We start from the raw sequence: 21,780 nt of genomic DNA, 5'->3' as shown, positions 1-21,780 counted from the left end.
GCCGTCAACAGGTGCCGATCGCAGAGCACTTGTTGCGGTAGTCGCCCGAATCATGCTGTACCGCAACATGACTGGCGAACATCAACCACCGACGTGTCCCGTTCTGATTCAAGGTCGTTGGTCAGCAGCAACGTTGATCGCTGCCAGGATTTCCTCGCCGAGTGGTGTGAGGGTCATGGGGTGGTTGCGTTCGGCGCGGTTGAGCAATGGGCCACCGAGTTCTCGTTCGAGCCGGTTGACCTGGCTGGTGAGGGTGATTTGGTTGATGCCGAGGCCTTTCGCGGCGGCAGTGAGTGTGGGGTAGCGAGTTGCGGCGGCGAAGCGGCGCAACCGTTCCCAGCCTCCGATCGTGGTGAGTGCTGGCTGCAGGTTGAGCGGTGCTGTCGCTGCCATGGTGTTCGCGTCGAGGTTCGCGGAGTGGCTGGGCCCGCCTCTTGGCCGCATCAGGATGTCGTAGCGTTTGGCCCAGCGGGCCATGTTGGCGGTGCTCATGCCGGTTTCGCGGGCGAGTTCGGACAGTGTTCTGCGCTGGTTGACGTATCGGTCGTAGAGCCAGTCGCGGTCGATGTGGATCTTGGCGTGCGGATGTGGTTCGCGCAGTGGGATCTCGTAGTCACGGGCCAGGCTCGCGAGGGTCGGCCGGCTGACTCCGACACGCTCGGCTATGTCGCGCAAACTGATCCGCTGACGTTGATAGAGATCGATGAGCACATCGCGCGGAAGCTGATTTCTGGCCGTCATGTAGGCGTGGCCGTGAGCTCTGGCTTGGTCCGCGGTGGTGGGCGGCCGCGTCGGGGCAGGCCGCTCTTCCAGCAGGTGCCGGATGATGTCGAGTGTGGTGCCCAGGGCATTGGCTGCCGCGCCGGGTGAGTGATCCTCTCGGCGAATCAGCCGATGCAGTTCTCCGATATCGACGGCGGCGGGGTCGAGACTGGGCAACGGGAGGTCATCGAGTAGGTCTGTCGGCGGCTGCCAAGTGACGGGCTCGTCGTAGATGTGATGGTCGGCAAGGAATTCAGCGGCATGGTGATGCAACGCCGCAGCCAGTTCGGGGGTGAGGTGTTTCGGGAAGTCCGCGGTCTTCGTGCGGAACTCGTTGTCATCCAATGCCTCTGGTGCGTCACCGGAAGGTAGGCCGCTGATTCGTTCGAATAGGAAGCTTCGCGCGACTCGTGCGCGGCTCGAGAAGGGGCCAGCGGTGCCTGTGGCTCGGCATATCTGCCGCCAGGTCTTATCGGGGAGCAGGGCGGTGTAGTCGAGGAGTCGGCGCCGCTGATAGTCGATGGTGATGTCGTTGTCGGCGAGGTGGTCTGCCATCCGGATCAGCGCCAGCAGGATGCTCTGCGCTCCATGGTTTGTCATCAGCTGCAACACCCGTGAGACCGTGCTCGCGGCGATCGGGCTGTTGAGCAGGGTCACCGCGTCGGCTCGGTGAAGGCGGGTTCCGACGAGCAGTAGTGTGGCCGAAGCGACGGGGCGAAGGATGCGTTGGTGAGTGCCCGGCACTGCCAGCCGTAGTGACCATGTGGGCCAGAGCATCGTCGGAACTCGGCGGACGAGATGGTCGATGCGTGTCGCTCTTGGCCTCGGGTGTCGGGGAATCGTCATCGGGGTTCGGTGGCGCAGTTGATCGACGGGTTTGAACAGGGGGGCCAGGGCCGCGAGTTGGACCGCGGAAAGTGTCGGGCTGATCTGTTGGCCCCAGCCGATATTGCTTGCTCGGACAGCTCTGCCACCGTCGCGAGTCTTGGTAACCAACCAGCGCAGCGCTTCTCCGCCTGTGGCGATATCCGGCGCGGCGATCACGGTCAGCGCGGCGGTAACACCGACCGCAGCGGTGGCGGCATGAGCGGGTGCTGCCAGTCCTGGTTTCGGAGTGGGCCGGCGTGCGGTCGCCTGGCCGAGTTGGGAGACCGGGATGTTGCGGTGTGCGGCAAGCAGATCCGAGGAAAGGATGCGGGAAAGGTCTTCGGCGGTGGCGTAGGCCAGGATGCGGCCGGCGACGGCTCTGATATCGGCGAGCGCCGTGATCGCTGGTTGCGGATTGGTGGTGTAGATACCGAATTCTGTTGTGCTGGAGTCGATGATGTCGTAGATGTTCTGCTGCGCTGTGAGGACTGGGTGATCGGCGGGAAATCTGGCGACCTCGGCGGTGGTCAGGTCGGCTCCGCATCGGGTTGGTGACAGACCCGAGACGCCGTCGCCTGGATTGGCGCAGGATCCGGGTCGAGGGACCACCTCGCCGGAGAACGGGCGCAGCCGTTGCCTTTTGCCGCAGCCAGGGCACTCATCAGCGAGTAGACAGGCGTGATGCAGGCAGGCGAAAGACCAGCCCAGCCGCCATGTCAGCTGCCAGCTTCCTCCGCTGTCGGCCAAGCAGTCCGGGCAATATCGGGAGCCGCGACCGCGGCCCCAAGGAAACGTTCGGTCGACCGTCCGGGTGGCGGCCCTGATCCGCAGGGCGGCGCGGTCGAAGCGGGCTAGGGTCATGGCGTGCAGGTCGGAGACTTCTATGCCGGTGGCGTGGGAGACGGCTGCGGCTTCATCAGGGCGCAATTGGGCAATCCAGCCGTTGGTGCGTGGGCCTTCGGCTGGGATCAGTCCGATCGAGGTAAGCAGGTCGGCCCAGGTGGTGTAGCTGCGTGCCGCCAGCGCCTCCAACCACGAATCGAGCGCTTCACCGGGTATCGGTGCAACCCGGATGGGCAGCGTCCGGATCTGGCTCATCCGGCCTTGCGCGCGTGAGGCCGGGTGGTGAGCCTGCCGGACTCGAACGCGGCCTCCAATTCCAGGCGGGCCTTTTCCGAGGCGGCGTCGTTCTTCACTTGATCCAGCAGGTCCCGATCGAGACGTTCGACGCCGGTGCGGACCGCGCGCTGGCAGCCGCGGTTGATCAGGGTCATCAGCGATCCGATGTGTCCGGTGGAGCGGGCGAACAAATAGTCGGACAGCTCATCGGCGACCATGCCAGGGTGCTTATCTGCCAACACAATTCGCTGTTCCAGGGCAAGCAGCAACTGCCGCCATTCCCGGCGGCCAGCAGCGGTGTCGATGGTGAACGGGCGTGTGTCCAGGCGGGTCGTGCGGCGGCCGGTTTGGGCGATTACCGCGTCCTCGTAGGAAGACCCCTCGGAGAACAGGCCGCGGGCGGCCAAACCGACACCGACGAAGATGAGCGTGACGGGGAACTCGTTGGCGACGTATTTGAAGTGGTTGCTGATCTCGATCCCGGAGGTGTTGCGCCAGCGAAGAAAATGCAGGTCATCGACTATAAGGACGCGGGTCTCGCAGGCCAGAACACAATCCAAGGCCCGATGCGCGAACTGTGCGGCGTTCCCGCGTGACACTCCAGGATGCGCGAAGAACGACAGCATCGCCCGGTTAAAGTCGAGCATCCCGGTGTTGCCGGTCAATCCAACTCGGCAGACTGGCCAACGCTCGTGCCCGTCAAGGGTTTTCGGTCCGTCGGCCCGGATTTCGCGCCGGTGGAACTCCTTGGCGAACGCCAGCACCGACGTGGTTTTGCCCAGACCCGGGAAGGCATCGATAGCGACAGCGCCCTTGGCTTTGTCTCCGTCGTGAAGGTTGCTGTCGACGATATCCCAGAGGTCTTCATGCAGCTCGGTCAGCTGCGGCGTCTTGATCGGCCCGAGGTTGGCATGCCACTCCCGGCGCCGCCGGTTGTAAGCCTCGAACGCCTCATCGCCCAACCCAGCGAGGTCCTTGCGGCTCAACGGTTCCGGTGGAACCCGGGCCGGGATGTTGACGAACCGGCTCCAGCCTTCCTTGCGTGCCAATGTGAGGTTGTCCAGCCGAGCCTCAGCAGGAGTATCAGCTGGTGCGGTCACACGTCCTCCAAAGCGTCGGCGTAGAAGTCGTCCTCATCGAAATCCTCTGTCTCGTCGCCGAACTCGTCGTCCAGATCGTCGTCACCGACCTCGCGGTCGTCTTGTTGCGGCTCCGGCTCGGACGTCGTCGGGCCGGGCTCGACGCTGTCGGCGGTGATCTCCAAGACCTTCGCCACCGAAGGCAGAGTGTTGACCGAGTCCTCGGCGGCGTTGTCGATGAAGGTCGCCTCGCGGGACAATCTCAGCGCCATCCGTCGTTCGACCACCGACGATCCCAGGCCCAGGTTCCAGCGCTCGAGCAGATCCGCGACAGCGAGCCGATCATCGGGGTAGGTGTATTTCGATGCGGCTAGCCGGCGCGCGAAGGTCAGCGCTTCCTCACTGAACGGCATGTCCGCCGCCGGGGCGTGTTCCCAGCGCAACGGGTGCCACTCGTTGCTCTCCGAATGGCGGAAGTAGGTGCGAGTGATGTCGTCGGGGTCGTAGTGAATCGGCCAACGGCCCTTGGCTTTCCCGGTGTAGTGGCTGGTTTCACCGCGCAAGCCGTCCAAGACCGGCCCGTTGTAGCGGCGCCCGCCGAGCTCGATGCCGTAGTGCTGGATGGAGCGCCATTCGACCTTCAGGAATTCGTAGGCGAGGTCTGGATCTCTGGGCACTTCGATGTAGCCGGCGCGGGCCATGCCGTGCTCGAACATCGTCGCCGGCGACATCCGCAAGGTGAGGGCGTGCGGGTCGACCAGGCTGTCATGCGGGCGATGGTGATAGACCACCGCGATCCACTCGCGGATGATCGCTTCCAACTCATCCAGGTAGAAGAAGGCCTCGGACTCCGGATCGAGTCCGCGCGAATGAACATCGGGTCCCTTGTAACCGGGCAGAGCCTGCAGCAGATCCTCCCTCAAGGTGCGGAAGAACCGCTCGACCGGGCCTTTGTCCCGGCCCGTGCGCAGCCTGGCGGGCTGGATCGAAATCCCCATCCGCTGACACACACTCGTCAAATGCTCCGAGATGTAGATCTTGCCGTGATCGATCACGATCGTCTCCGGCACCACCGCCGGATTAGCAGCGCCGGTAAGCGGACCGTCAACGGCATCGACGTCAACGAGCACCGACCGCGGAATGCCGTGCTCAGGCCAAACCGCGTAGCGGGGCCAGTCTTTGCCTGCTGCGCGTGGCCTGAAGGACTGATAGAGCGTCGCCGCTGCATCCACCGACTTCGTCGACACCGGGGTGATCCGGACCCCGCAGATGCAGCGGGTGTACCAATCCATCGCGACCGTCAACTCGGCCTGCATCCAGCGCAGCGTCACCGGGTCCAACGCGAACACATCCAAACGCGTGGTGTCCATCAGCAGATACTCACCTGGACGCGTCGGCCGCAGCTTCCCGTAAACCCCACCCGGACGATCCGCTATATCCCGGTTCCGCTTCGTGCTCAACCGGAACAGCGGATTCTGCCGCTCCAACTCTTCCAACACCCGGAACGCCGTCGCGCGCGACGGTGGCTTCACCACATCTGGACCGAACCGAGCGATAACCCGGGCGTTGGTTCGTTCGATCACCATCGTCCGTGACGGCCTCGACTGGTCAGTGTGCTCAGCCATTACTTCCCTGGCGATCTCGACCCAGCGGGAGTCGTTGCTGCTGAAGGCGTTTCGCCCTTTCGGCTTGTTCTCCAACAGCCCGGCTTCCCCGATCTTCCGGTAATCACCGGCCCATCGCTCCAATGTCCGGACGCCGACCTTCATCTCGGCGGCTTTCGCCGCATAACGGGAAGCCAGGGGCAATGCCGGGTCATACTCTGGCCGCGGCTCATTTGCGGTGCCGAGCTCGGCGGAACCGGACTTGAAACCGGTGAGAACCTCGCGAACATGATCGGCACGGTCGAGCAACCGACGACGTTCCGCCTCGCTCAGGGTGGCCAAAATGACGCTTGCAGAGGCATCTTGGTCCGTGGCTGCTGGGCCGACCTCAGCTGGGATAACTCGGACAGCATCGGATGTGAGCAGCTCTCGGACCGCGACCCGGCGCACCGCCCGATCAGCCGATTCAGATCGGAGGACGACCTCGTTACCGGCCGATGTGGCGATGATTTCGATGATCTCAACGGCCTCGCCGTCGTAGATCAGACGCGTTCCAACCCCGAAACGTGTTGCGGCTCTGGCCATTACGCAACCCACAGGAGACTGGTCGACCTCAATCGAGAGGACATATTCACGACGAACTCCTGCCTCCATAACAAATGCATCAGCGCCGCACGAGCCGTTGATACTGGGACCTCCGTGGTCGAGCTGAGAACATCGCCGATGGTCACCGGAGTCGTCACCAAGCTCCGCAGCCCTCGCAAGATATCGGGATCGAACAACCAATCACGGCGGTAGCCTGCCAAGAAACGAACATTCTCCAGCTCAACAGCATCCGGCTCGGAGAACACCTCGTAGCGCCAACCTCGCGCAGTAAGGACCTCCTCAGTCCATTCGAAGGTGAAGGCGACCTTCGGATTCTGCAGTCGGTCAGCTGGCTTCACGTCGACCACGAGAGGTCCGGAGTCGGTGAGCAACAGGAAGTCTGGGATGTGGCGCCGCAGCTTGCCGCCGATCTCTACCCTCAGCAGGAAGGGCTGAGCCACGACTCTGCGCACGGATCGGTCAAAGTCCGCGAACAGCAGCCGCGCCAGTTCCAACCGAGACTCGTAGATGACATGCCCACGTTGAGTAGCTGACCAGTACGTCCCCGAATAATGCTTTTGACCATGGTGCCAACGGAAAGTCCGCCACGGCGATGCCGCACTCAAAACCTCGGCGCTGGCCGCCGGAAGTTGCACGATCTTCTCGGATTGATCGGCAGCGCAGCGGAACGCGACCTCGACGGCATCGGCAGTGACCGATCGTCGAGCCCTGCTTCCTCTCGGTATCGCCGGACTCGCCAACCGAATCCTCCTGCTGTGGACGGCAACTGGCGACGATCATGCACGAGCCGGTCAGCAGAGGGCGGAATCTCAAAAAAGTGGCGGATCCGCCACGGCACCGCCAAACCTTTTGAGATTCCGCCACGATTTTTGAGACCCTACAAATGACATCAGCCGCGGGCCATGTCTACGAAGCGGCTGAGGTGCAGTTGGTGGGCGACGGTGATGGTGGCGGTGGGGCCGTTTCGGTGTTTGCCGAGAATGAGGTCGGCTTCGCCGCCACGCGGGTCGTCGCGTTCGAAGGCGTCGGGGCGGTGCAGCAGGATGACCATGTCGGCGTCCTGTTCGAGGCTGTTGTGGACCGAAATGCCTTGGGCCACAAAGTTATGTGTGCCGGGTACGGTGCCGTCGTAGACGTCCTGCTCGCCGAGGGCGGTGATTTCGACGATCTGGTCCCAGAAGACGTCATTGGTGGCCAGCATGTCGATATCGGCGTCGTCGAGGACGGCGGCGACCCGGGCCAGGCGCGAGCGGCTCGGGGAGCGCTTCCACATCGTGGATCCGCAGAACCGCGAACCCATCGCGGCCGAGAAGTCTCGATGGGTCATCTGTTCGGTGGCCAGCAGGCTACGGACTTGGTTCCAGACTTCCTTGGGGACGGTGTCGACATTGGTATTGCGCGTCAGCGGAGCCAGTTCGGCCAGCGCCGCGTCCGCGGCCTGCCCGCGCATGCCGTGCACGCCGACATCGCGCAGGAAGACGGTCTGGTTCTCGGAGCCGTCGATGCTCAGCTGCCAGCAGTCCCGATAGCCGGTCTTGCGGACCAGCTTGATCCGGCCGTGCACGCCGACGCGAAGCAGCAGCTGTGCGAGGTCGTCGATCAGGCGCCGGCTGGTCGACGCGTAGTAGACCCGTGCTTGCCTGTCGGTTTCGTCCCAGCGCACCGAGCCGTCGGTGGCCCACAGGTGGCGCAGGAACAATGCCACCTGATCGTTGGGCAGCTCGAAAATCGGCTTGGGGATGAACTTCTCGTAGCTGCGCAGCCCGAAGAGGCCGAGCTCGTCGAGCCATGCCGCGATGGGGTTGCGCTTGCCGTGGGTGAGTCGGTACGGCGCGCGCAGACGCAGGGTGGTCGCTCGTGCGGCCGGGTGGTCGTCGCGTGCGGCGGTGACACCGAAGTGCGTGGCGGCCTCGGTGACTGCTTCGAGGTTCGCTTCGTCGATGCTCGCGTAGCGCAGGGGTTGGCGCTTGACGCAGGAACCGTCACCGATCATGTGCGCCAGCAGGACGACCTCGGCGTCCGGCAACCGCGTGGTGTGCACCGGCTCCGGTACCTGGCGTGGCGAGGCGAGACGGTCGCCGACGGCGAGCTTCTCCAGGGCGATCCAGCCGTCGACGGTCAGGAAGGGATGGTTGCCGGTGGCCTCGACAACGCGTCCGGAGGCGAGCCGCAACCGGAACACTTCCTTGCGTCCGCTCGGGAAGACCTTCACCATCGGACGCGCCACCATGCGCATCCGCTCGTCCAGTGACCACACCAGTGGCTGCTCACCGCTGGCCAGCAGCTCCCCGAGCGTGCTCTCACTGCCGTTGTCCGCGCGCAGAATACGGGTGGACGCGGGCAAGCAACCCGACTCGCGAAGGTCGGACACCATGGGGCGTTTGTCGGTGCGCTGTTCGGGGCCGCGGTTCAGCTGACTGATCGCGACCACGGGGACTTCGAGTTCTTTGGCGAGCAGCTTCAGGTTTCGCGAGAAGTCCGAGACTTCCTGCTGGCGGGATTCGACCTTTTTACCGGAGGTCATCAGCTGCAGGTAGTCCACCACAACGAGTTTCAGGTCGTGGCGCTGTTTGAGCCGACGCGCCTTGGCCCGGATCTCCATCATGGTGAGGTTCGGTGAGTCGTCGACGAACAGCGGCGCCTCACTGATCTCGCTCATCCGCCGCGCGAGCTTGGTCCAGTCGTCGTCGCTCATCCGCCCCGCGCGCATATCACCGAGCTTGATCTTCGCCTCCGCCGACAGCAGACGCATCACGATCTCGGTGCGACTCATCTCCAGCGAGAAAATGACGCTCGGCAACCCATGCTTGATCGAGCAACTCCGCATGAAGTCCATACCGAGGGTCGAGTTGTGCGTCGGCACCATGGTCTGCCCGGCGAGGTAGAGATGGTCTTTGTTGTCGACCTCGACGCACCGAACCGGGACGGTGTCGATCTTGCGGACGTCCACGATGTAGCGGGCCTCGGCACGCGCGGTGTCCGGCACGGCGTGGTTCACGTCGTCGTCGGCGGTGCGCACGCTGTGGACGATGTCGCCGGTCGTTCGTACCGCGGGCCGCGGGCCGTGCGAGCGGGCCACGGTGAGCCACTGGTGCTCCTCGTCGGCGACGATGACGGTGCCGTCGCAGAATTCGACCTCGTAGCACGGGCGGTCGGTGAGGACGTCGGTGGCGGCGAGTACGCGGGTGGGGCGTCCGGCGGCGTCGAGCAGTTCGTCGCCGACTCGGACCGCGCCCATGGTGGTCCAGCCGGTGGGGGTCGGGAGTGGGGTGTCGAGCGCGAGGGCCTTACCTACACCGGGGCGGGCGGCGACGATGATCATTTGGCCGGGGTGCAGGCCGTTGGTGATCTCGTCGAGTTCGGTGAAGCCGGTGGGGACGCCGAGCGAGATGCCGCCGCGGCTGGCGATGGAGTCGATTTCGTCCATCGTGGGTTGCAGCAGTTCCTCGAGCGGGAGGAAGTCCTCGGTGGTGCGGCGTTCGGTGACCTCGTAGACCTCGGCCTGGGCGCGGTCGACGACCTCGGCGATGTCTTGACCGTCGGCGCCGGCGTAGCCGTATTGGACGATGCGGGTGCCCGCTTCGACGAGGCGGCGCAGGATGGCCTTCTCGGCGACGATCTCGGCGTAGTAGCTGGCGTTGGCGGCGGTCGGCACGGTCTGGGTGAGCGTGACCAGGTAGGGCGGGCCGCCGATGCGCTTGAGTTCGCCGCGGCGGTCCAGGCCGGCCGCGACGGTGACCGGGTCGGCGGGTTCGCCGCGACCGTACAGGTCGAGGATGGTGTCGTAGATGGCTTGATGCGCGGGACGGTAGAAGTCGCCGGGCCGCATGACCTCGATGACGTCGGCGATGGCGTCCTTGCTCAGCAGCATGCCGCCGAGCACGGACTGCTCGGCCGCCATGTCGTGCGGTGGCTGCCTGCCGAAGTCCTCGCCGGGCGGCTCGGGCGGGAAGTCCGCGTGTCCACGGTCATCGACGACTGCCATGAGACTCGACTGTCCTCTCTCTACCCAGCGGGCTTCACGCTATTGGTGTGGTTCCAACTTTCCGACTCCGACACGCTGTCCGCACTGGCAGCCGCTCGCGGGCACCGGTCGGTCGTGGCTGACCGGAGATCCAGCTACCGTCGCGATACCGGATGTTCGGGGTGTTCGTGCACGTCGTAGCGACGAACCTAAGCGACCTGGGGAGTCTCACCAAACGCCATTGTGCACACAGTTGTGGATAAGTTGGGGACTGTTCACCCAACGTTGTGCACCCCCTGTGGACAACTTGGGGAAAACCCAGGTCAACGCAGAGAAATCCGCAGATAGATAGGGATTTGCCGCGCTATCCACGTGTGGATGAACAAAGTCGCGGCGTGTCGGCGAAGTTGAACGGCCGGGCGTGTTGAGGTAACGGCCCGATAGGCGGATATGAGCTGAGTCACATTGCCACCGGTCGGTTTCCGAATCCATCCACAGGGCGGCGTTCGGCACCGCGATGACCAGCGATGATTTGCCGAGAATGTTCCGCATGGCAGGGCTGCGCGCGGAGCTATTGATCAGCTACCGCGAAGAAGTGGTCGACATCGCACGACCGAAGACCACCCCCGTGCCGAACACGGGAGTGGTCTTCGAGGCGTGATGCGATCAGCTGGCAGCGACCTGCAGGTCGAACTTGGCCACCACGTCGGGGTGCAGGTGCACCACGACGCCGTGCTTGCCGACCGTCTTGATGTGCGACTTCGGCAGCTCGATGCTGCGCTTGTCGACCACGGGGCCGCCGGCCGCCTTGATGGCCGCGGCGACGTCGGCCTGGGTCACCGAGCCGAACAGCTTGCCGGTGCCCGCCGTCTTCACCGACAGCGAGACCGACTCCAGGCCCTCGATGGCCTGCTTCAGCTCGTTGGCGTGATCGAGGTCGCGCACGCGGCGGGCGTCCTGTGCCCGGCGGATGCCCGCGACCTGCTTCTCGGCACCCCGGCTGGCCACGATGGCCAGGCCGCGCGGCAGCAGGAAATTGCGGCCGTAGCCGTCCTTGACCTCAACGGTGTCGCCGGGCGCACCGAGGTTGTCCACGTCTGCAGTCAGAATCAACTTCATTTGCGTGCCTCCCTTACTCAGCGAGCCGTCGACACGTAAGGCAGCAGGGCGACCTCACGCGAGTTCTTGACGGCAACCGCGATATCACGCTGGTGCTGCACGCAGTTGCCGGTGACGCGACGGGCGCGGATCTTGCCGCGATCGCTGACGTACTTACGCAGCAGCGCCGTGTCCTTGTAGTCGATGTTGACGATTCCGGACTTGGCTTCCTTGCAGAACGCGCAAGCCTTCTTCTTGAGCACCTTTTCGCGCGCGGGCGCTTTAGGCATGGTCTTTACTCCGTTATCAGTGATGGTCCACGCGGGGTGGACCTATGAAAGCCGTTGTCAGAACGGCGGTTCGTCATCCATGCGGCCGCCCCCGAAGGAGCCTGCCGCGGGCGCACTGCCCCAGGGATCGTCCTCGGCACCGCCGGAACGACCACCGCCACCACCCGAGTTGGCCGGCGCGAAGTTGCCTCCGCCGCCGGAGCCACTGCCGCCGCCGAAGCCGCCGCCACCGCCGCCGCGACTGGTCTTGTTGACCTTCGCGGTGGCGTAGCGCAGCGAGGGACCGACCTCGTCGACCTCGAGCTCGACGACCGTGCGCTTCTCACCCTCGCGGGTTTCGTAGGAGCGCTGCTTGAGTCGTCCGCTGACGATCACTCGGGAACCGCGGGTCAGGCTTTCGGCGACATTCTCGGCAGCTTCGCGCCAGATGTTGCAGCGCAGGAAGAGCGCTTCGCCGTCTTTCCATTCGTTCGAATTACGGTCGAACACGCGGGGTGTCGACGCGACGGTGAAGTTGGCCACCGCCGCTCCCGCGGGCGTGAATCGAAGCTCTGGGTCGGCCGTCAAGTTGCCGATGACGGTGATGACCGTGTCGCCTGCCATGTGGTTCCTCCTGCTCGGGTACGCAGTCCGCGTCTCGCTGTTGCGCTAGAGCCTAGAGACAGGCTCCGACGCGATCGAGGGTTGCGGGCCTACTTGTCGTGGCGCAGGACCTTGGTGCGCAGCACCGACTCGTTCAGGCCGAGCTGGCGGTCGAGTTCGCTCACGGTCGCCGGCTCTGCGGTCAGATCGACCACCGCGTAGATGCCTTCGGCCTGCTTGGCGATCTCGTAGGCCAGCCTGCGGCGGCCCCAGATGTCGACCTTGTCGACCTTGCCGCCCTCGGTACGAACCACGTTGAGCATCGTCTCGAGAGACGGACCAACGGTGCGCTCGTCCAGACTGGGATCGAGGATAACCATCACTTCGTAATGACGCACGGACCAATCACCTCCTGTGGACTAGGAAACGGCCACGGGCTCTCCGTGGCAGGAGGGTCGTTGCGTCAGCAACCCGACAAGGCTACATGAACCGCCCCTGACCACTGAAATCGATCTCGTCGACGAGGGAACGCGGGCACAGCGGTACCTCTCCACTTAGGGTGGTGCTCATGCCGACCGGACTCGCCGTCAGCGATCTGATCGCGCGCCGCGGGAGCAGGCGCGCGGTGTTGGCGGCGGTCGTGCTCGTGCTGTGCGGACTCACCCTCGCGCTCGCGTACGCGAACAAGGCGCGCTGCGCCGGGGCGCCGTTCGAGGCGGACGGCCGCAGCGCGGTCTTCGAGACCAGCAAGGACTCCGCGGTCTGCTATTCCGACATCCAGTTCCTCTGGCTCGGTCGTGACATCAACGAGCACGTCTTTCCTTATATCAACGGCGGTATCACCGACGACGGCGCGCTGGTGGGCGGTGCGGTGGAATACCCGGTGCTCAGCGGCACGCTGATCTGGCTCGGCGCGCTCGACGCGCACAACGACGCCGAGTTCCTGCGGCATACGGCGCTGCTGCTCGCCCCGTTCGCGTTGCTGACCGCGTGGATGCTGGCCCGCCTCGCCGGGCGGGCGGCGCTGCTGTGGGCCGTGGGGCCGCCGCTGGTGCTCTACGGCTTCCACAACTGGGAGCTCCCGGTGGTCTGCACCGCGGTCGCCGCCGTCTACGTGATGGCGACGCTGACCCGATATTCGTTGCGTACCAGGGGAATTCTGGCCGCGATCCTGCTCGGGCTCGGCTTCTGCCTCAAGCTGTACCCGGGCATCTTCGTGCTGCCGCTGATGGCCTATGTCCTGACCGGCGGGGTCGAACGTGCCCAGGCCGAGCCGGGAGCGCGGACGCGCGGCCTCGATGTCACCGGCGCGCTGGCGACGGCCGCAGCGGCCATCGGCACGGTGGTGGTGGTGAATCTGCCGTTCGCGGTTGCCGGGTACGAGGGCTGGCGGGCCTCGATCACCTTCCAGCAGTTGCGTCAGGCCGACATCACCACGAATTCCATTTGGTACTGGGGTGTTCGGCCGTTGTTCGAGCACGACGCCACGAGCGAGGCGCTGTTCCAGGAGATCGTCTCGTTCGCCTCGCCGACGCTGGTGCTCGCCGCGTTCGCGCTGGCGATGTGGCTCGGCTGGAAGCGCTATCTCGGGCGGGGCGTGTTCCCGTGGGTCGAGGTGAGCGGGGCGATGCTGTGCGCGTTCCTGTTGCTGCACAAGGTGCATTCGCCGCAGTACACGCTGTGGCTGGTGCCGTTCCTGGTGCTGCTGGAGGTGCCGTGGTCGTTGATCGGGGCGTACCTGGTGGCCGACGCGGCCATCGGTGTCGGTGTCTTCCGTTACTTCTACGCGCTGGGTTCCGGTCGTCCCTACGAGACGATGGAGAAGGTCGTCCAGTTCGGCGTCTGGGGTCGGGCCGTGCTGCTGATCGCGTTGTTCTTCCTTTTCCTGCGCACGGTGCCGCGTGGCTTCCGTCCTGCCCAACCGCCGGTGCCACGGTTCGCGCCCGGTGAGTTGATCCCGGCCTGAGATTTCGCGGCGATCTGCGTCACCGGCTGTCCCGGTGCGTGGCAGCCCCGCTGACCGCATGCTCCTTGCCGAATGTCCAGCTCGAGGCGGTGCCTGCCTGATCTCCGGCCGATACCGCGGCGTCGCGCACCGGTGGACGGGCACCGAGTGAAAAGGCTCCGGTCCGCATACTCTGTCCGGGTTGGTCGCGGCGTGAGACGGTGGTGAACGGATGGACCAGGCGGACACGGGCGCATACCCGCCACCCGTCGTGTTGACGCTGCTCAACGGCGTCGAAGCACGCCGAGGTGACGAGGTCCTGCCGCTCGGCCCGCCCCAGCGGCGCGCGGTGCTGAGCGTGCTCGCGCTGCGGCGCGGGCAGTGGGTTTCGGCGGAGAGTCTGCTCGCGGCGCTGTACGACGGTGCGCCGCCGGCCAGCGGTGTCGGAGTGATCCAGACCTATGTGTCGGCGCTACGGCGAGTGCTCGAGCCCGATCGCCCGCCGCGCACCCCGCCGACCGTGCTGCTGTCCGGCCACGGCGGATATCAGCTGCGGATCGAGGACGAACAGCTCGATCTCGGTGTCTTCGACAGACTGGTCGGCGAGGCCACCCGGGCCCGCGACGCGGGCGACCTGGCGCGCGCCGAGGACCGCTACACGCGCGCGCTCGCGCTCTATTCCGGCGAGGCACTGGCCGGCCTGCCCGGCCCCTTCGCGCAGCGTCAGCGCCTGGCGCTCGCCGAGCGACGGCTCACGGTGGTCGAGGACAGTCTGGATGTCGTTGTGGCTCTTGGCCGTTCCGACGAGGTGATCGACCGTTTGCGGGTGCTCACCGCCGAACATCCGTTGCGCGAGCGACCCCGTGCGGTATTGATGCGGGCGCTGTACGGCCGCGGCAGTCAATCCCAAGCGCTGGAGCTCTACCGGGAGACCCGCGCCATGCTGGTAGACCAGCTCGGCGTCGAACCCGGACCGGAACTACGGCGACTGCACGAGCAGATCCTTTCCGGCGCAGGGGCATTCGAAACAGACGTGAACGATGTCGAAGCCCGACCATCGACGGCTGTCGGGCGGCCGCCCGAGGCGTCGGCTCAGCCGACCGAGGATCGGGCGCGACCAGGCGCGGCGCCGGAATCGCCGGTGGTGGCGGAGAGTACGGCCGTCACGCCGACCGTCGAGGCGATCGGTGTGGCGCGCACGCGCCCCGTGATCGATCCGGCGGTGCCCGAGGTGTTCGAACGCGCACGCGAATTGACGCAGATCGCCGCCTGGATCGAGCGGGCCGCGGCGGGTAGCGGTGGGCTGCTGGTGATTTCGGGACTGCCCGGGTTCGGCAAGTCGCGGTTGCTCGACGAGGTGGCGCGGCGTCACGACGGGGTGCGGCGGATCGAGCTGACGCGGCCGTGGGATGTCGCCCCGCCCCTCGGGCTGATCGCCGAACTGGCCGGGACCGTGGTCGAGCCCACCGTGACCGACGAGCACGCGGCAGAACTGTTGTGCGCGAGCCTGTCCGGACCGCAGGTGCGCACGGTGGACGGTGCGGACCTGATGGACGAGCGTTCCGCGCGGGTGCTGGCCGCGGCGGCGCCCCGCCTGCGTCGCCTGCCGGTGCTGCTGATCCTCGCGCTGGACGAACGGGCCTGGGAGCCCGCGGTCTTCGCGCTGCACGAGCAGCTGGAACCGCACGCGGTCGCGGTGCTGCGGTTGAGCGGGTTGAGCGACACCGCGCTCGAGGGACTGTATGAGCAGCGTGCCGGGCGGCCATGTCCGCCTGGACTGGCCGCCGAGATCCAGCGGGCCACGGCGGGCATACCGCTGCTGGCGGGCGCGCTGATCGCGGACCTGCTCGCCCTGCGCGATCTGGAACGAGTCCCGCCCTTTCTGCCCGACGGCTGCTATTCGCGCTCGATCGGTCGACTGCTCGGCCGGTACGCGCCGCGCGGGGTGGTCATGCTGCGCGCGCTCGCCGTGTTGCAGGAGGTCGGGCCGACCATCGAGATCCTCGCCGCCGCGTGCGCCGAACCGGAGAGTGAGGTACGGCTTCGTTGTGAATTGCTGGCCACCACAGGAATACTGGCGTCGGTGACGCCGCCGGCGTTCCGGCATCCTTTGACCGGCAATACGATTCGCTGGCTGTGTCGCCGCGAGGACGCCGACCGGTTCCGGATCGCCGCGGCCGAGCAGGCGCGCAGCGCCGGGTATTCGGCCAGGCAGGTGGCCGCCATCCTGCACGATCTGGTCGGCACGCAGTACGCGCGCTGGACGGTGGTGCTGCTCGATGCGGCGGCGGAATGCCTGCGGCAGGGCCTGATCTCGGAGGCGATCCGGCAGTTGACGTCCGCGTTGCGCATCACCGCGCCCGCCGAACGCGACGACGTCCTGGTGCGCCTGGGTCAGGTGGAATTGTGGACCAATCCGGCGGCGGCACGTGCGCATCTGGAGCAGGCGCTGGACAGCCAGCGCGCCCGCGGTGTCGCGCCGACCGCGCTCATCCCGCTCACCTGGACCATGTCGACCCGGTGGCAGGCGGCGGCCGCGATGACCTTGCTCGATACCGTGCTCGCCGAAACTGAGCAGCGAAACCCTGTGGCGGCAAGCGATATTCGTGCCGCCGCCTGGGCGGTGGCGGGGTTGACCGCCGCGAGCTGGCGCGGATACGTCGCGGGACTGCGCGCGGCGCAGGCCGACCAGATCGGCACCGCCGTGCTCACCTGGGACGATGCCTTCAGCGTCCGGTGCTCCGCGCGCGAGACGCTCGCCCGGTTTCCCGCCGCGGCCGATGCGGCCCGCGGCTGGGCGGCGTTGCCGCGGCAGCTGGTCGGGTTGCTCGCGCACCTGTCGATGTGGTCGGGCGATCTGGCGCTGGCGAAGCAGCTCAGCGTGCAGGCGCGGGACCACCACTTCGGCACCATCGACGTCTATCGCCTGATCCTGCACTCGGAGGTCTTGTTGCGCGGCGGCGAGTACCGCCAGACGTTGCGCCTGCTCGCGCCGACGGTCGGGGTGCTGGACGACGAGACCATCCGGCCGCCGGTGGCTTTGGTCGCCCAGTACGCGCATGCCCTGCTGGGGCTCGGCCGGCTCGCCGAGGCGCGGCGTCGGCTCGACAGCGTGGCGCAGCAGGCCGATCCGGAAACCTGGGAGTGGACGGTCGTCGTCCATGTCATGGGCATGCTGTGTGCGGCGCAAGGGGATTCGCGGCAGGCGGTGGCGCACTATCTGGATTGCGGGCGTCGGGTCGGCGCGGTCGGCATCAGCAACCCGGCGCATATTCCGTGGCGCAGTTCCGCGGCATTCGAACTGGTGCGACTCGGTGAACGGGCACGGGCCGCCGAGCTGGCGGCCGCGGAATTCGAACTGGCGCAACGGTGGGACACCCCGGGGACGCTCGGGCGGGCGCTGCGTGCGCGCGCCGCGGCGGCGCCGGGCGGTGTCGACGTGGACCTGCTGCGCCAGGCGGTCGAGCAGCTGCGTCGTTACGCGTCGCCGGTCGAATTGGTTCCGGCCCTGCTGGAACTCGCCGCGGTGCGACCGGAGGCCGCCGCCGAGCTGCGCGCCGAAGCGCGTGAGCTGTCCGAAAGAATGGGCGCGACAAGGTATCTCGCGGCGATAGCGGCCCTGGCAGCGTAAGTCTGCTGCTCACCGGCGGCCAGTTCTCGCTACCGAACCGTGATCCGTTTCGGGCGCGTGGTCACGGGGTGTGCCGGGCGCGGAAGGACGCGCTCTTGACGCGGTTGCCGCAGATGGTCATATCGCACCAGCGTCGGGTGCCGCCGCGTGAGGTGTCCACATACAGGCGGGTGCACGCGTCGCGGCCGCACTCCTTGACCGTGGCCGGGCCGCCGAGTAGTTCGATCGCGGCGCGGGCGACCGCGGTGAGCGCGGTGGCGGGCGGACCGGAGCGGCGCAGCGTGCCGTCGGGACGCAGGGTGAGCAGGGGGAGTTCACCTTTGGCGATCTCGTTGACGAGCCTGCGGTCCGTGTCGGGTAGTGCCTCGCCGCGCGCTGTGGCGACGGCCAACCGGTAGGCGGCTTCGCGCAACCGTATTGCGCGCTCGAAGGTGGCCGCGTCGCACTCGGCGACGCGGTCGAGCAGGGCCGCGGCGCGGAGCCAGTCGGCGAGGTCGCCCGGTGTCCGCAGGAGGTCGTCGCAGGTGGTGTCGCGGGCCTTGACAGTGCCAGCGAGGTCCAGGGCGAGGTTGCCGCTGACGAAGGTGAACATCCTCTCATAGTAACCGGCTTGACAGGTTAGTTGACGGACTGTCACCGTAGTAACCACTTAAGGTGGTTAGCTCGGGAGGGCGCATGCAGGGTCGGTTCATGTCGGTGGCCGTGCAACCGGTGTTCGTCGTGCTGTGGAGCAGCGCCTTCATCGCCGGGATCGTGGGGGTCGGCGCGGCACCGCCGATGACGGTGTTGTTCGCCCGCTTCGCCGTCGCGGGCCTGCTGCTCGCCGCCTATGCCGTTGCGGTCCATGCCACTTGGCCGCGCGGTCGTCGCCTGCGCCATGTCGCGGTGGCCGGATTGCTCATGCAGGTGGTGCAGTTCGGCTCGTTCTACATCGCGATGCACGAGCACGTGCCCGCCGCGGTGATCGCGCTGGTGCAGGGATTGAATCCGGTGGTCATCGCCCTGTTCGCGGGCGTGCTCGGCGAAAGTGTCTCGGCGCGACAGTGGTTGGGCTTCGGCATCGGCGGGATCGGGGTCGGGCTGGCGGTGTTCGACCAGACGAGCTTCTCCCTGCTCGGCCTGCTGCTGTGTGTGCTCGGCCTGCTCGGCCTGAGCATGGGCACGGTGTATCAGAAGCGGTTCGTCCCTGATGTCGACCCGCGGGCGTCGACGGCGGTACACGTGCTCGTGAGCGCCCCGGTCGCCGGCGTGCTCGCCTTGCTGAGCGGACAGCTCGAGGTGTGGGACGTACCCCGGTTCGCGGGGGCACTGACCTGGATGGTGCTCGTCAATTCGATGGCCGCGTTTCTGCTGTTGAACGCGATGCTGCGGTACTGGGACGCCACCAGGGTCGGCCGGCTGTTCTTCGCCACGCCCGCGGTGACCGCGGGCGTGGCCTGGGTCCTGATCGATCAACCGGTGCGGCCGTTGACCTTTGCCGGTCTCGGCGTCGGGTTGCTCGGCCTGCTGCTTGCCTCGCGCAATCCGGCCGCGGCGCGGGCGCGTCCGCCGCGCCTCGTGCCCGCGGTGCGTTGAGCCGACGCTACTTGCGGGCTCGGTGCCAGTTCATGCCCCAGCGGTAGGCCTCGTCGATCTGCTGCTGGGCGCCGTTGATGTAGTGCACCTCGCGATGCACGGTGATTCCGTTGCCCTGGTTCTGCAGCAGCGCGATCGCGCATGAGCGGGCGCCGTCGACGGGAGAGTCGAGCCGGACCTCGATCTGCGGGCCCGCGGTGGGGTACAGGGTGACCACGCCGTCGGCGGCCGCCCAGTTCGGCACGCCCTCGTAGATGAACGCGAAGATCAGGATGCGCCGGAACAGTTCGGGCCGAGCGAGATTGATGTGCATGTTCTCACCGCCCGACACGGTGCCGCTGCGGTCGTCACCGTCGAGGCGGATGTAGGGCTCGGCGTCGAGCGAGCCGAAGTTGTTGCCGATCGCCTGCACGACGCCCTTGGTGCCGTTGGCCAGCTCGTAGAGGCAGCCGAGGTCGAGGTCGACCGGCTTGGACCGGCGGAAGAAGCCCTTGGCGCCCGCGGACCAGTTCAGGTTCACCCGCATGGCGCCTTGCTGCTCACCGGGTTTGGTGAGGTTGATGCTGGGCGTGGCCTTGGACAGGGTCACCTTGGACAGGTTCACTCCGCCGTTGCTGTCGGTCGCCATGGCGCGATCCCCTCTGCCGCACGAGTCTTCGGCTGGCTGCCGAAAATCAGCCTACCGGGGTCGGCTCGCGTTCGCTGTCGAGTTCTTCGTCGTTCTCGCGCCGGTTGCGCAGCACGCTGCTGATGAAAGCGGCGCCGATGAACGCGATACCGACCATGCCGGTGATCAGCTCGTTGACGTGCACGCCGATCGAGATGAACAGGATGATCGCCAGCGCGCCGATCGCCCAGTGCGCACCGTGCTCCAGGTAGACGTACTCCGCCAGCGTGCCCTTGCGCACCAGGTAGACGGTGATCGAGCGGACGAACATGGCGCCGATCAGGCCGAGGCCGAGCGCGATGATGATCGGGTCGGAGGTGATGGCGAACGCGCCGATCACGCCGTCGAAGGAGAACGACGCGTCGAGCACCTCGAGGTAGAGGAACAGGAAGAACCCGGCCTTACCGGTGGCCTTGGCCAGCTCGGACGGGCCGTCGCCGGTGTGCTCCTCGGTGTGGAACATCGAGCCGAGCCCGTCCACCACGATGTAGGTGACCATGCCGAGCAGGCCGGCGAGCAGCACGGTGGAGCGGTCGTCGTCGGGGGTGATCAGTTCCGCGGTGAGGATGAGGCCGATACTGGCGACGACCACCGAGAGCATGTCGAGCTTGCCGAGCTTGGCGAGCGGGCGCTCCAGCCAAGACAGCCAGGTGATGTCGCGGTCTTCGAAGATGAAGTTCAGGAACAGCAGCAGCAGGAACATGCCACCGAACGCGGCGATCTGCGGATGCGCGTCGGTGAGCAGGGTTTCGTAGCTGGGATCGCCGTTGGGGAAGTATGGCGCGTCACCCGCGGGCGGGTTCAGTGCCAGGTCGAGGGCCTTGACCGGGTCCAGACCCGCGGTGATCCACACGATCGCCAGCGGGAAGACCAGGCGCATGCCGAACACGGCGATCAGCACACCGACGGTAAGGAAGATCCGTTGCCAGAACGCGCTCATCCGCTCCAGCACCGTCGCGTTGATGACGGCGTTGTCGAAGGAGAGCGACACTTCGAGGATGCCGAGGATCGCGGCGAGCGCCAGGGCCGTGGGTCCGCCGTACAGGAACGCCACGACGAGCGACACCACCGTCACGATGATGGACATGCCGAAAATTCGCAGGACCACGCGGGGACCTTTCGTTTGCGTCGGCCGGACGTCTGCCGTCCGATCGCTTATCTGATGTAGCCGAGATGGCACCGCCGGTACCAGCGTGGCCGGAGAACCCTCGCTTGTCCAACGATGTCGCGCCCGTCAGCGTTCCCGACAAATCGGACAAGCTCGAGCGCACGACGAGGGGGCCCGTCGCCGGGCCCCCTGCAACCGCGGATTGCTCCTAGACGTTCACGCCGTAGTCGCGAGCGATGCCCGCGAGGCCGGAGGCGTAGCCCTGGCCGATGGCGCGGAACTTCCACTCCGCCCCGTTGCGGTACAGCTCGCCGAACACCATGGCGGTCTCGGTCGAGGCGTCCTCGGTGAGGTCGTAGCGGGCGAGCTCGTTGTTGTTGCTGCGGTCGACAACGCGGATGTAGGCATTGCGGACCTGGCCGAACGACTGCTGCCGGGTCTCGGCGTCGTAGATCGAGACCGGGAAGAAGATGCTCTCGATGGTCGGCGGAGTGTTTGCCAGGTCGACGTTGATGACCTCGTCGTCGCCTTCACCCTCACCGGTGGTGTTGTCGCCGGCGTGCTCGATGGCGCCGTCGGGCGACTTCAGGTTGTTGAAGAACACGAAGTGCTGGTCGGAAAGCACCTTCTTGTCCGCGCCGGTCGCGATCGCGCTGGCGTCGAGGTCGAAGTCGGTACCGGTGGTGGTCCGCACATCCCACCCTAGGCCGACAGCGACGTTGGTGAGGTTAGGCGCCGCCTTGGTCAGCGAGACATTGCCGCCCTTGGACAAACTGACACCCATGCGGGATTCCCTTTCAATAGTCCGTCATTGGTTCCCAGCATGTCCGAATCGCCGGGTACGCCTTACGACAGTAGTAGGTTTCGGCGAACTTGCGTAGGA

16 protein-coding genes are annotated in these 21,780 nt (G+C 66.4%); 3 read left to right on the top strand and 13 right to left on the bottom strand.

Going from position 1 to position 21,780, the window contains the following annotated elements:
• Positions 1-108: 108 nt before the first annotated feature.
• The 9 genes from F5X71_RS35790 to rpsF form a co-directional block, all read right to left on the bottom strand.
• Positions 109-2,727, bottom strand: a complete 2,619-nt coding sequence (locus F5X71_RS35790; RefSeq protein WP_167465957.1) for a TniQ family protein — start codon at positions 2,725-2,727, stop codon at positions 109-111.
• Positions 2,724-3,848: an ATP-binding protein gene (locus F5X71_RS35785; protein ID WP_167465956.1), complete on the bottom strand. Its 1,125-nt coding sequence runs from the start codon at positions 3,846-3,848 to the stop codon at positions 2,724-2,726. Before F5X71_RS35785 ends, F5X71_RS35790 begins: the two co-directional genes overlap by 4 nt.
• Entirely contained in the window at positions 3,845-6,016 is a 2,172-nt protein-coding gene (locus tag F5X71_RS35780; RefSeq protein WP_167465955.1) for a Mu transposase C-terminal domain-containing protein, read from the bottom strand. The genes F5X71_RS35785 and F5X71_RS35780 overlap by 4 nt, the downstream gene beginning before the upstream one ends.
• Positions 6,016-6,777: a TnsA-like heteromeric transposase endonuclease subunit gene (locus tag F5X71_RS35775; RefSeq protein WP_238815633.1), complete on the bottom strand. Its 762-nt coding sequence runs from the start codon at positions 6,775-6,777 to the stop codon at positions 6,016-6,018. Before F5X71_RS35775 ends, F5X71_RS35780 begins: the two co-directional genes overlap by 1 nt.
• 149 nt (positions 6,778-6,926) lie before the next feature.
• Complete coding sequence (locus F5X71_RS35770) at positions 6,927-10,022, bottom strand: replicative DNA helicase (protein WP_167465954.1); 3,096 nt, start codon at positions 10,020-10,022, stop codon at positions 6,927-6,929.
• Between the two features lie 645 nt (positions 10,023-10,667).
• Positions 10,668-11,120 (bottom strand): 50S ribosomal protein L9, encoded by a 453-nt coding sequence (gene rplI / locus F5X71_RS35765; RefSeq protein WP_167465953.1) that lies wholly within the window; start codon positions 11,118-11,120, stop codon positions 10,668-10,670.
• 17 nt (positions 11,121-11,137) lie between these two features.
• A complete protein-coding gene (gene rpsR, locus F5X71_RS35760) occupies positions 11,138-11,389 on the bottom strand; it encodes a 30S ribosomal protein S18 (RefSeq protein WP_014989074.1) in 252 nt (83 codons plus the stop codon).
• Between the two features lie 57 nt (positions 11,390-11,446).
• Positions 11,447-11,992, bottom strand: a complete 546-nt coding sequence (locus F5X71_RS35755) for a single-stranded DNA-binding protein (RefSeq protein ID WP_014989073.1) — start codon at positions 11,990-11,992, stop codon at positions 11,447-11,449.
• Positions 11,993-12,081: 89 nt separating this feature from the next.
• On the bottom strand, positions 12,082-12,369 hold the full coding sequence (rpsF, locus tag F5X71_RS35750; protein WP_014989072.1) for a 30S ribosomal protein S6: 288 nt from the start codon (positions 12,367-12,369) through the stop codon (positions 12,082-12,084).
• Positions 12,370-12,539: 170 nt separating this feature from the next.
• Here rpsF and F5X71_RS35745 point away from each other — a divergent pair, with 170 nt between their 5' ends.
• Positions 12,540-13,937, top strand: a complete 1,398-nt coding sequence (locus F5X71_RS35745) for a glycosyltransferase family 87 protein (RefSeq protein ID WP_167465952.1) — start codon at positions 12,540-12,542, stop codon at positions 13,935-13,937.
• Between the two features lie 211 nt (positions 13,938-14,148).
• On the top strand, positions 14,149-17,547 hold the full coding sequence (locus F5X71_RS35740) for a BTAD domain-containing putative transcriptional regulator (protein WP_167465951.1): 3,399 nt from the start codon (positions 14,149-14,151) through the stop codon (positions 17,545-17,547).
• Between the two features lie 61 nt (positions 17,548-17,608).
• Here F5X71_RS35740 and F5X71_RS35735 read toward each other — a convergent pair whose 3' ends face one another.
• Positions 17,609-18,139, bottom strand: a complete 531-nt coding sequence (locus F5X71_RS35735) for a CGNR zinc finger domain-containing protein (RefSeq protein ID WP_167465950.1) — start codon at positions 18,137-18,139, stop codon at positions 17,609-17,611.
• Between the two features lie 83 nt (positions 18,140-18,222).
• Here F5X71_RS35735 and F5X71_RS35730 point away from each other — a divergent pair, with 83 nt between their 5' ends.
• On the top strand, positions 18,223-19,122 hold the full coding sequence (locus tag F5X71_RS35730) for a DMT family transporter (RefSeq protein ID WP_238815632.1): 900 nt from the start codon (positions 18,223-18,225) through the stop codon (positions 19,120-19,122).
• Between the two features lie 7 nt (positions 19,123-19,129).
• Here F5X71_RS35730 and F5X71_RS35725 read toward each other — a convergent pair whose 3' ends face one another.
• The 3 genes from F5X71_RS35725 to F5X71_RS35715 all read right to left on the bottom strand — a co-directional run bounded on the left by F5X71_RS35725 (position 19,130) and on the right by F5X71_RS35715 (position 21,681).
• Entirely contained in the window at positions 19,130-19,750 is a 621-nt protein-coding gene (locus F5X71_RS35725) for a TerD family protein (protein ID WP_167465949.1), read from the bottom strand.
• Between the two features lie 46 nt (positions 19,751-19,796).
• Entirely contained in the window at positions 19,797-20,897 is a 1,101-nt protein-coding gene (locus tag F5X71_RS35720; protein ID WP_167465948.1) for a DUF475 domain-containing protein, read from the bottom strand.
• 208 nt (positions 20,898-21,105) lie between these two features.
• Positions 21,106-21,681, bottom strand: coding sequence for a TerD family protein (locus F5X71_RS35715; RefSeq protein WP_040740034.1), 576 nt, complete (start codon positions 21,679-21,681; stop codon positions 21,106-21,108).
• Between the last annotated feature and the right edge of the window lie 99 nt (positions 21,682-21,780).

The organism is Nocardia brasiliensis, assembly GCF_011801125.1.
Taxonomy (GTDB): domain Bacteria; phylum Actinomycetota; class Actinomycetes; order Mycobacteriales; family Mycobacteriaceae; genus Nocardia; species Nocardia brasiliensis_C.
The sequence above is the reverse complement of the archived record's forward strand: the minus strand, read 5'-3'. Positions and strand labels throughout refer to the sequence as shown.

Bases quoted from the DNA above. Each gene is read 5' to 3' on its own strand.
- F5X71_RS35740 (WP_167465951.1), top strand. From the start codon at position 14,149: ATGGACCAGGCGGACACGGGCGCATACCCGCCACCCGTCGTGTTGACG.
- F5X71_RS35735 (WP_167465950.1), bottom strand. From the start codon at position 18,139: ATGTTCACCTTCGTCAGCGGCAACCTCGCCCTGGACCTCGCTGGCACT.
- F5X71_RS35715 (WP_040740034.1), bottom strand. From the start codon at position 21,681: ATGGGTGTCAGTTTGTCCAAGGGCGGCAATGTCTCGCTGACCAAGGCG.
- rpsR (WP_014989074.1), bottom strand. From the start codon at position 11,389: ATGCCTAAAGCGCCCGCGCGCGAAAAGGTGCTCAAGAAGAAGGCTTGC.
- F5X71_RS35730 (WP_238815632.1), top strand. From the start codon at position 18,223: ATGCAGGGTCGGTTCATGTCGGTGGCCGTGCAACCGGTGTTCGTCGTG.
- F5X71_RS35770 (WP_167465954.1), bottom strand. From the start codon at position 10,022: ATGGCAGTCGTCGATGACCGTGGACACGCGGACTTCCCGCCCGAGCCG.
- F5X71_RS35745 (WP_167465952.1), top strand. From the start codon at position 12,540: ATGCCGACCGGACTCGCCGTCAGCGATCTGATCGCGCGCCGCGGGAGC.
- F5X71_RS35790 (WP_167465957.1), bottom strand. From the start codon at position 2,727: ATGAGCCAGATCCGGACGCTGCCCATCCGGGTTGCACCGATACCCGGT.
- rplI (WP_167465953.1), bottom strand. From the start codon at position 11,120: ATGAAGTTGATTCTGACTGCAGACGTGGACAACCTCGGTGCGCCCGGC.
- F5X71_RS35755 (WP_014989073.1), bottom strand. From the start codon at position 11,992: ATGGCAGGCGACACGGTCATCACCGTCATCGGCAACTTGACGGCCGAC.
- F5X71_RS35725 (WP_167465949.1), bottom strand. From the start codon at position 19,750: ATGGCGACCGACAGCAACGGCGGAGTGAACCTGTCCAAGGTGACCCTG.
- F5X71_RS35780 (WP_167465955.1), bottom strand. From the start codon at position 6,016: ATGGCCAGAGCCGCAACACGTTTCGGGGTTGGAACGCGTCTGATCTAC.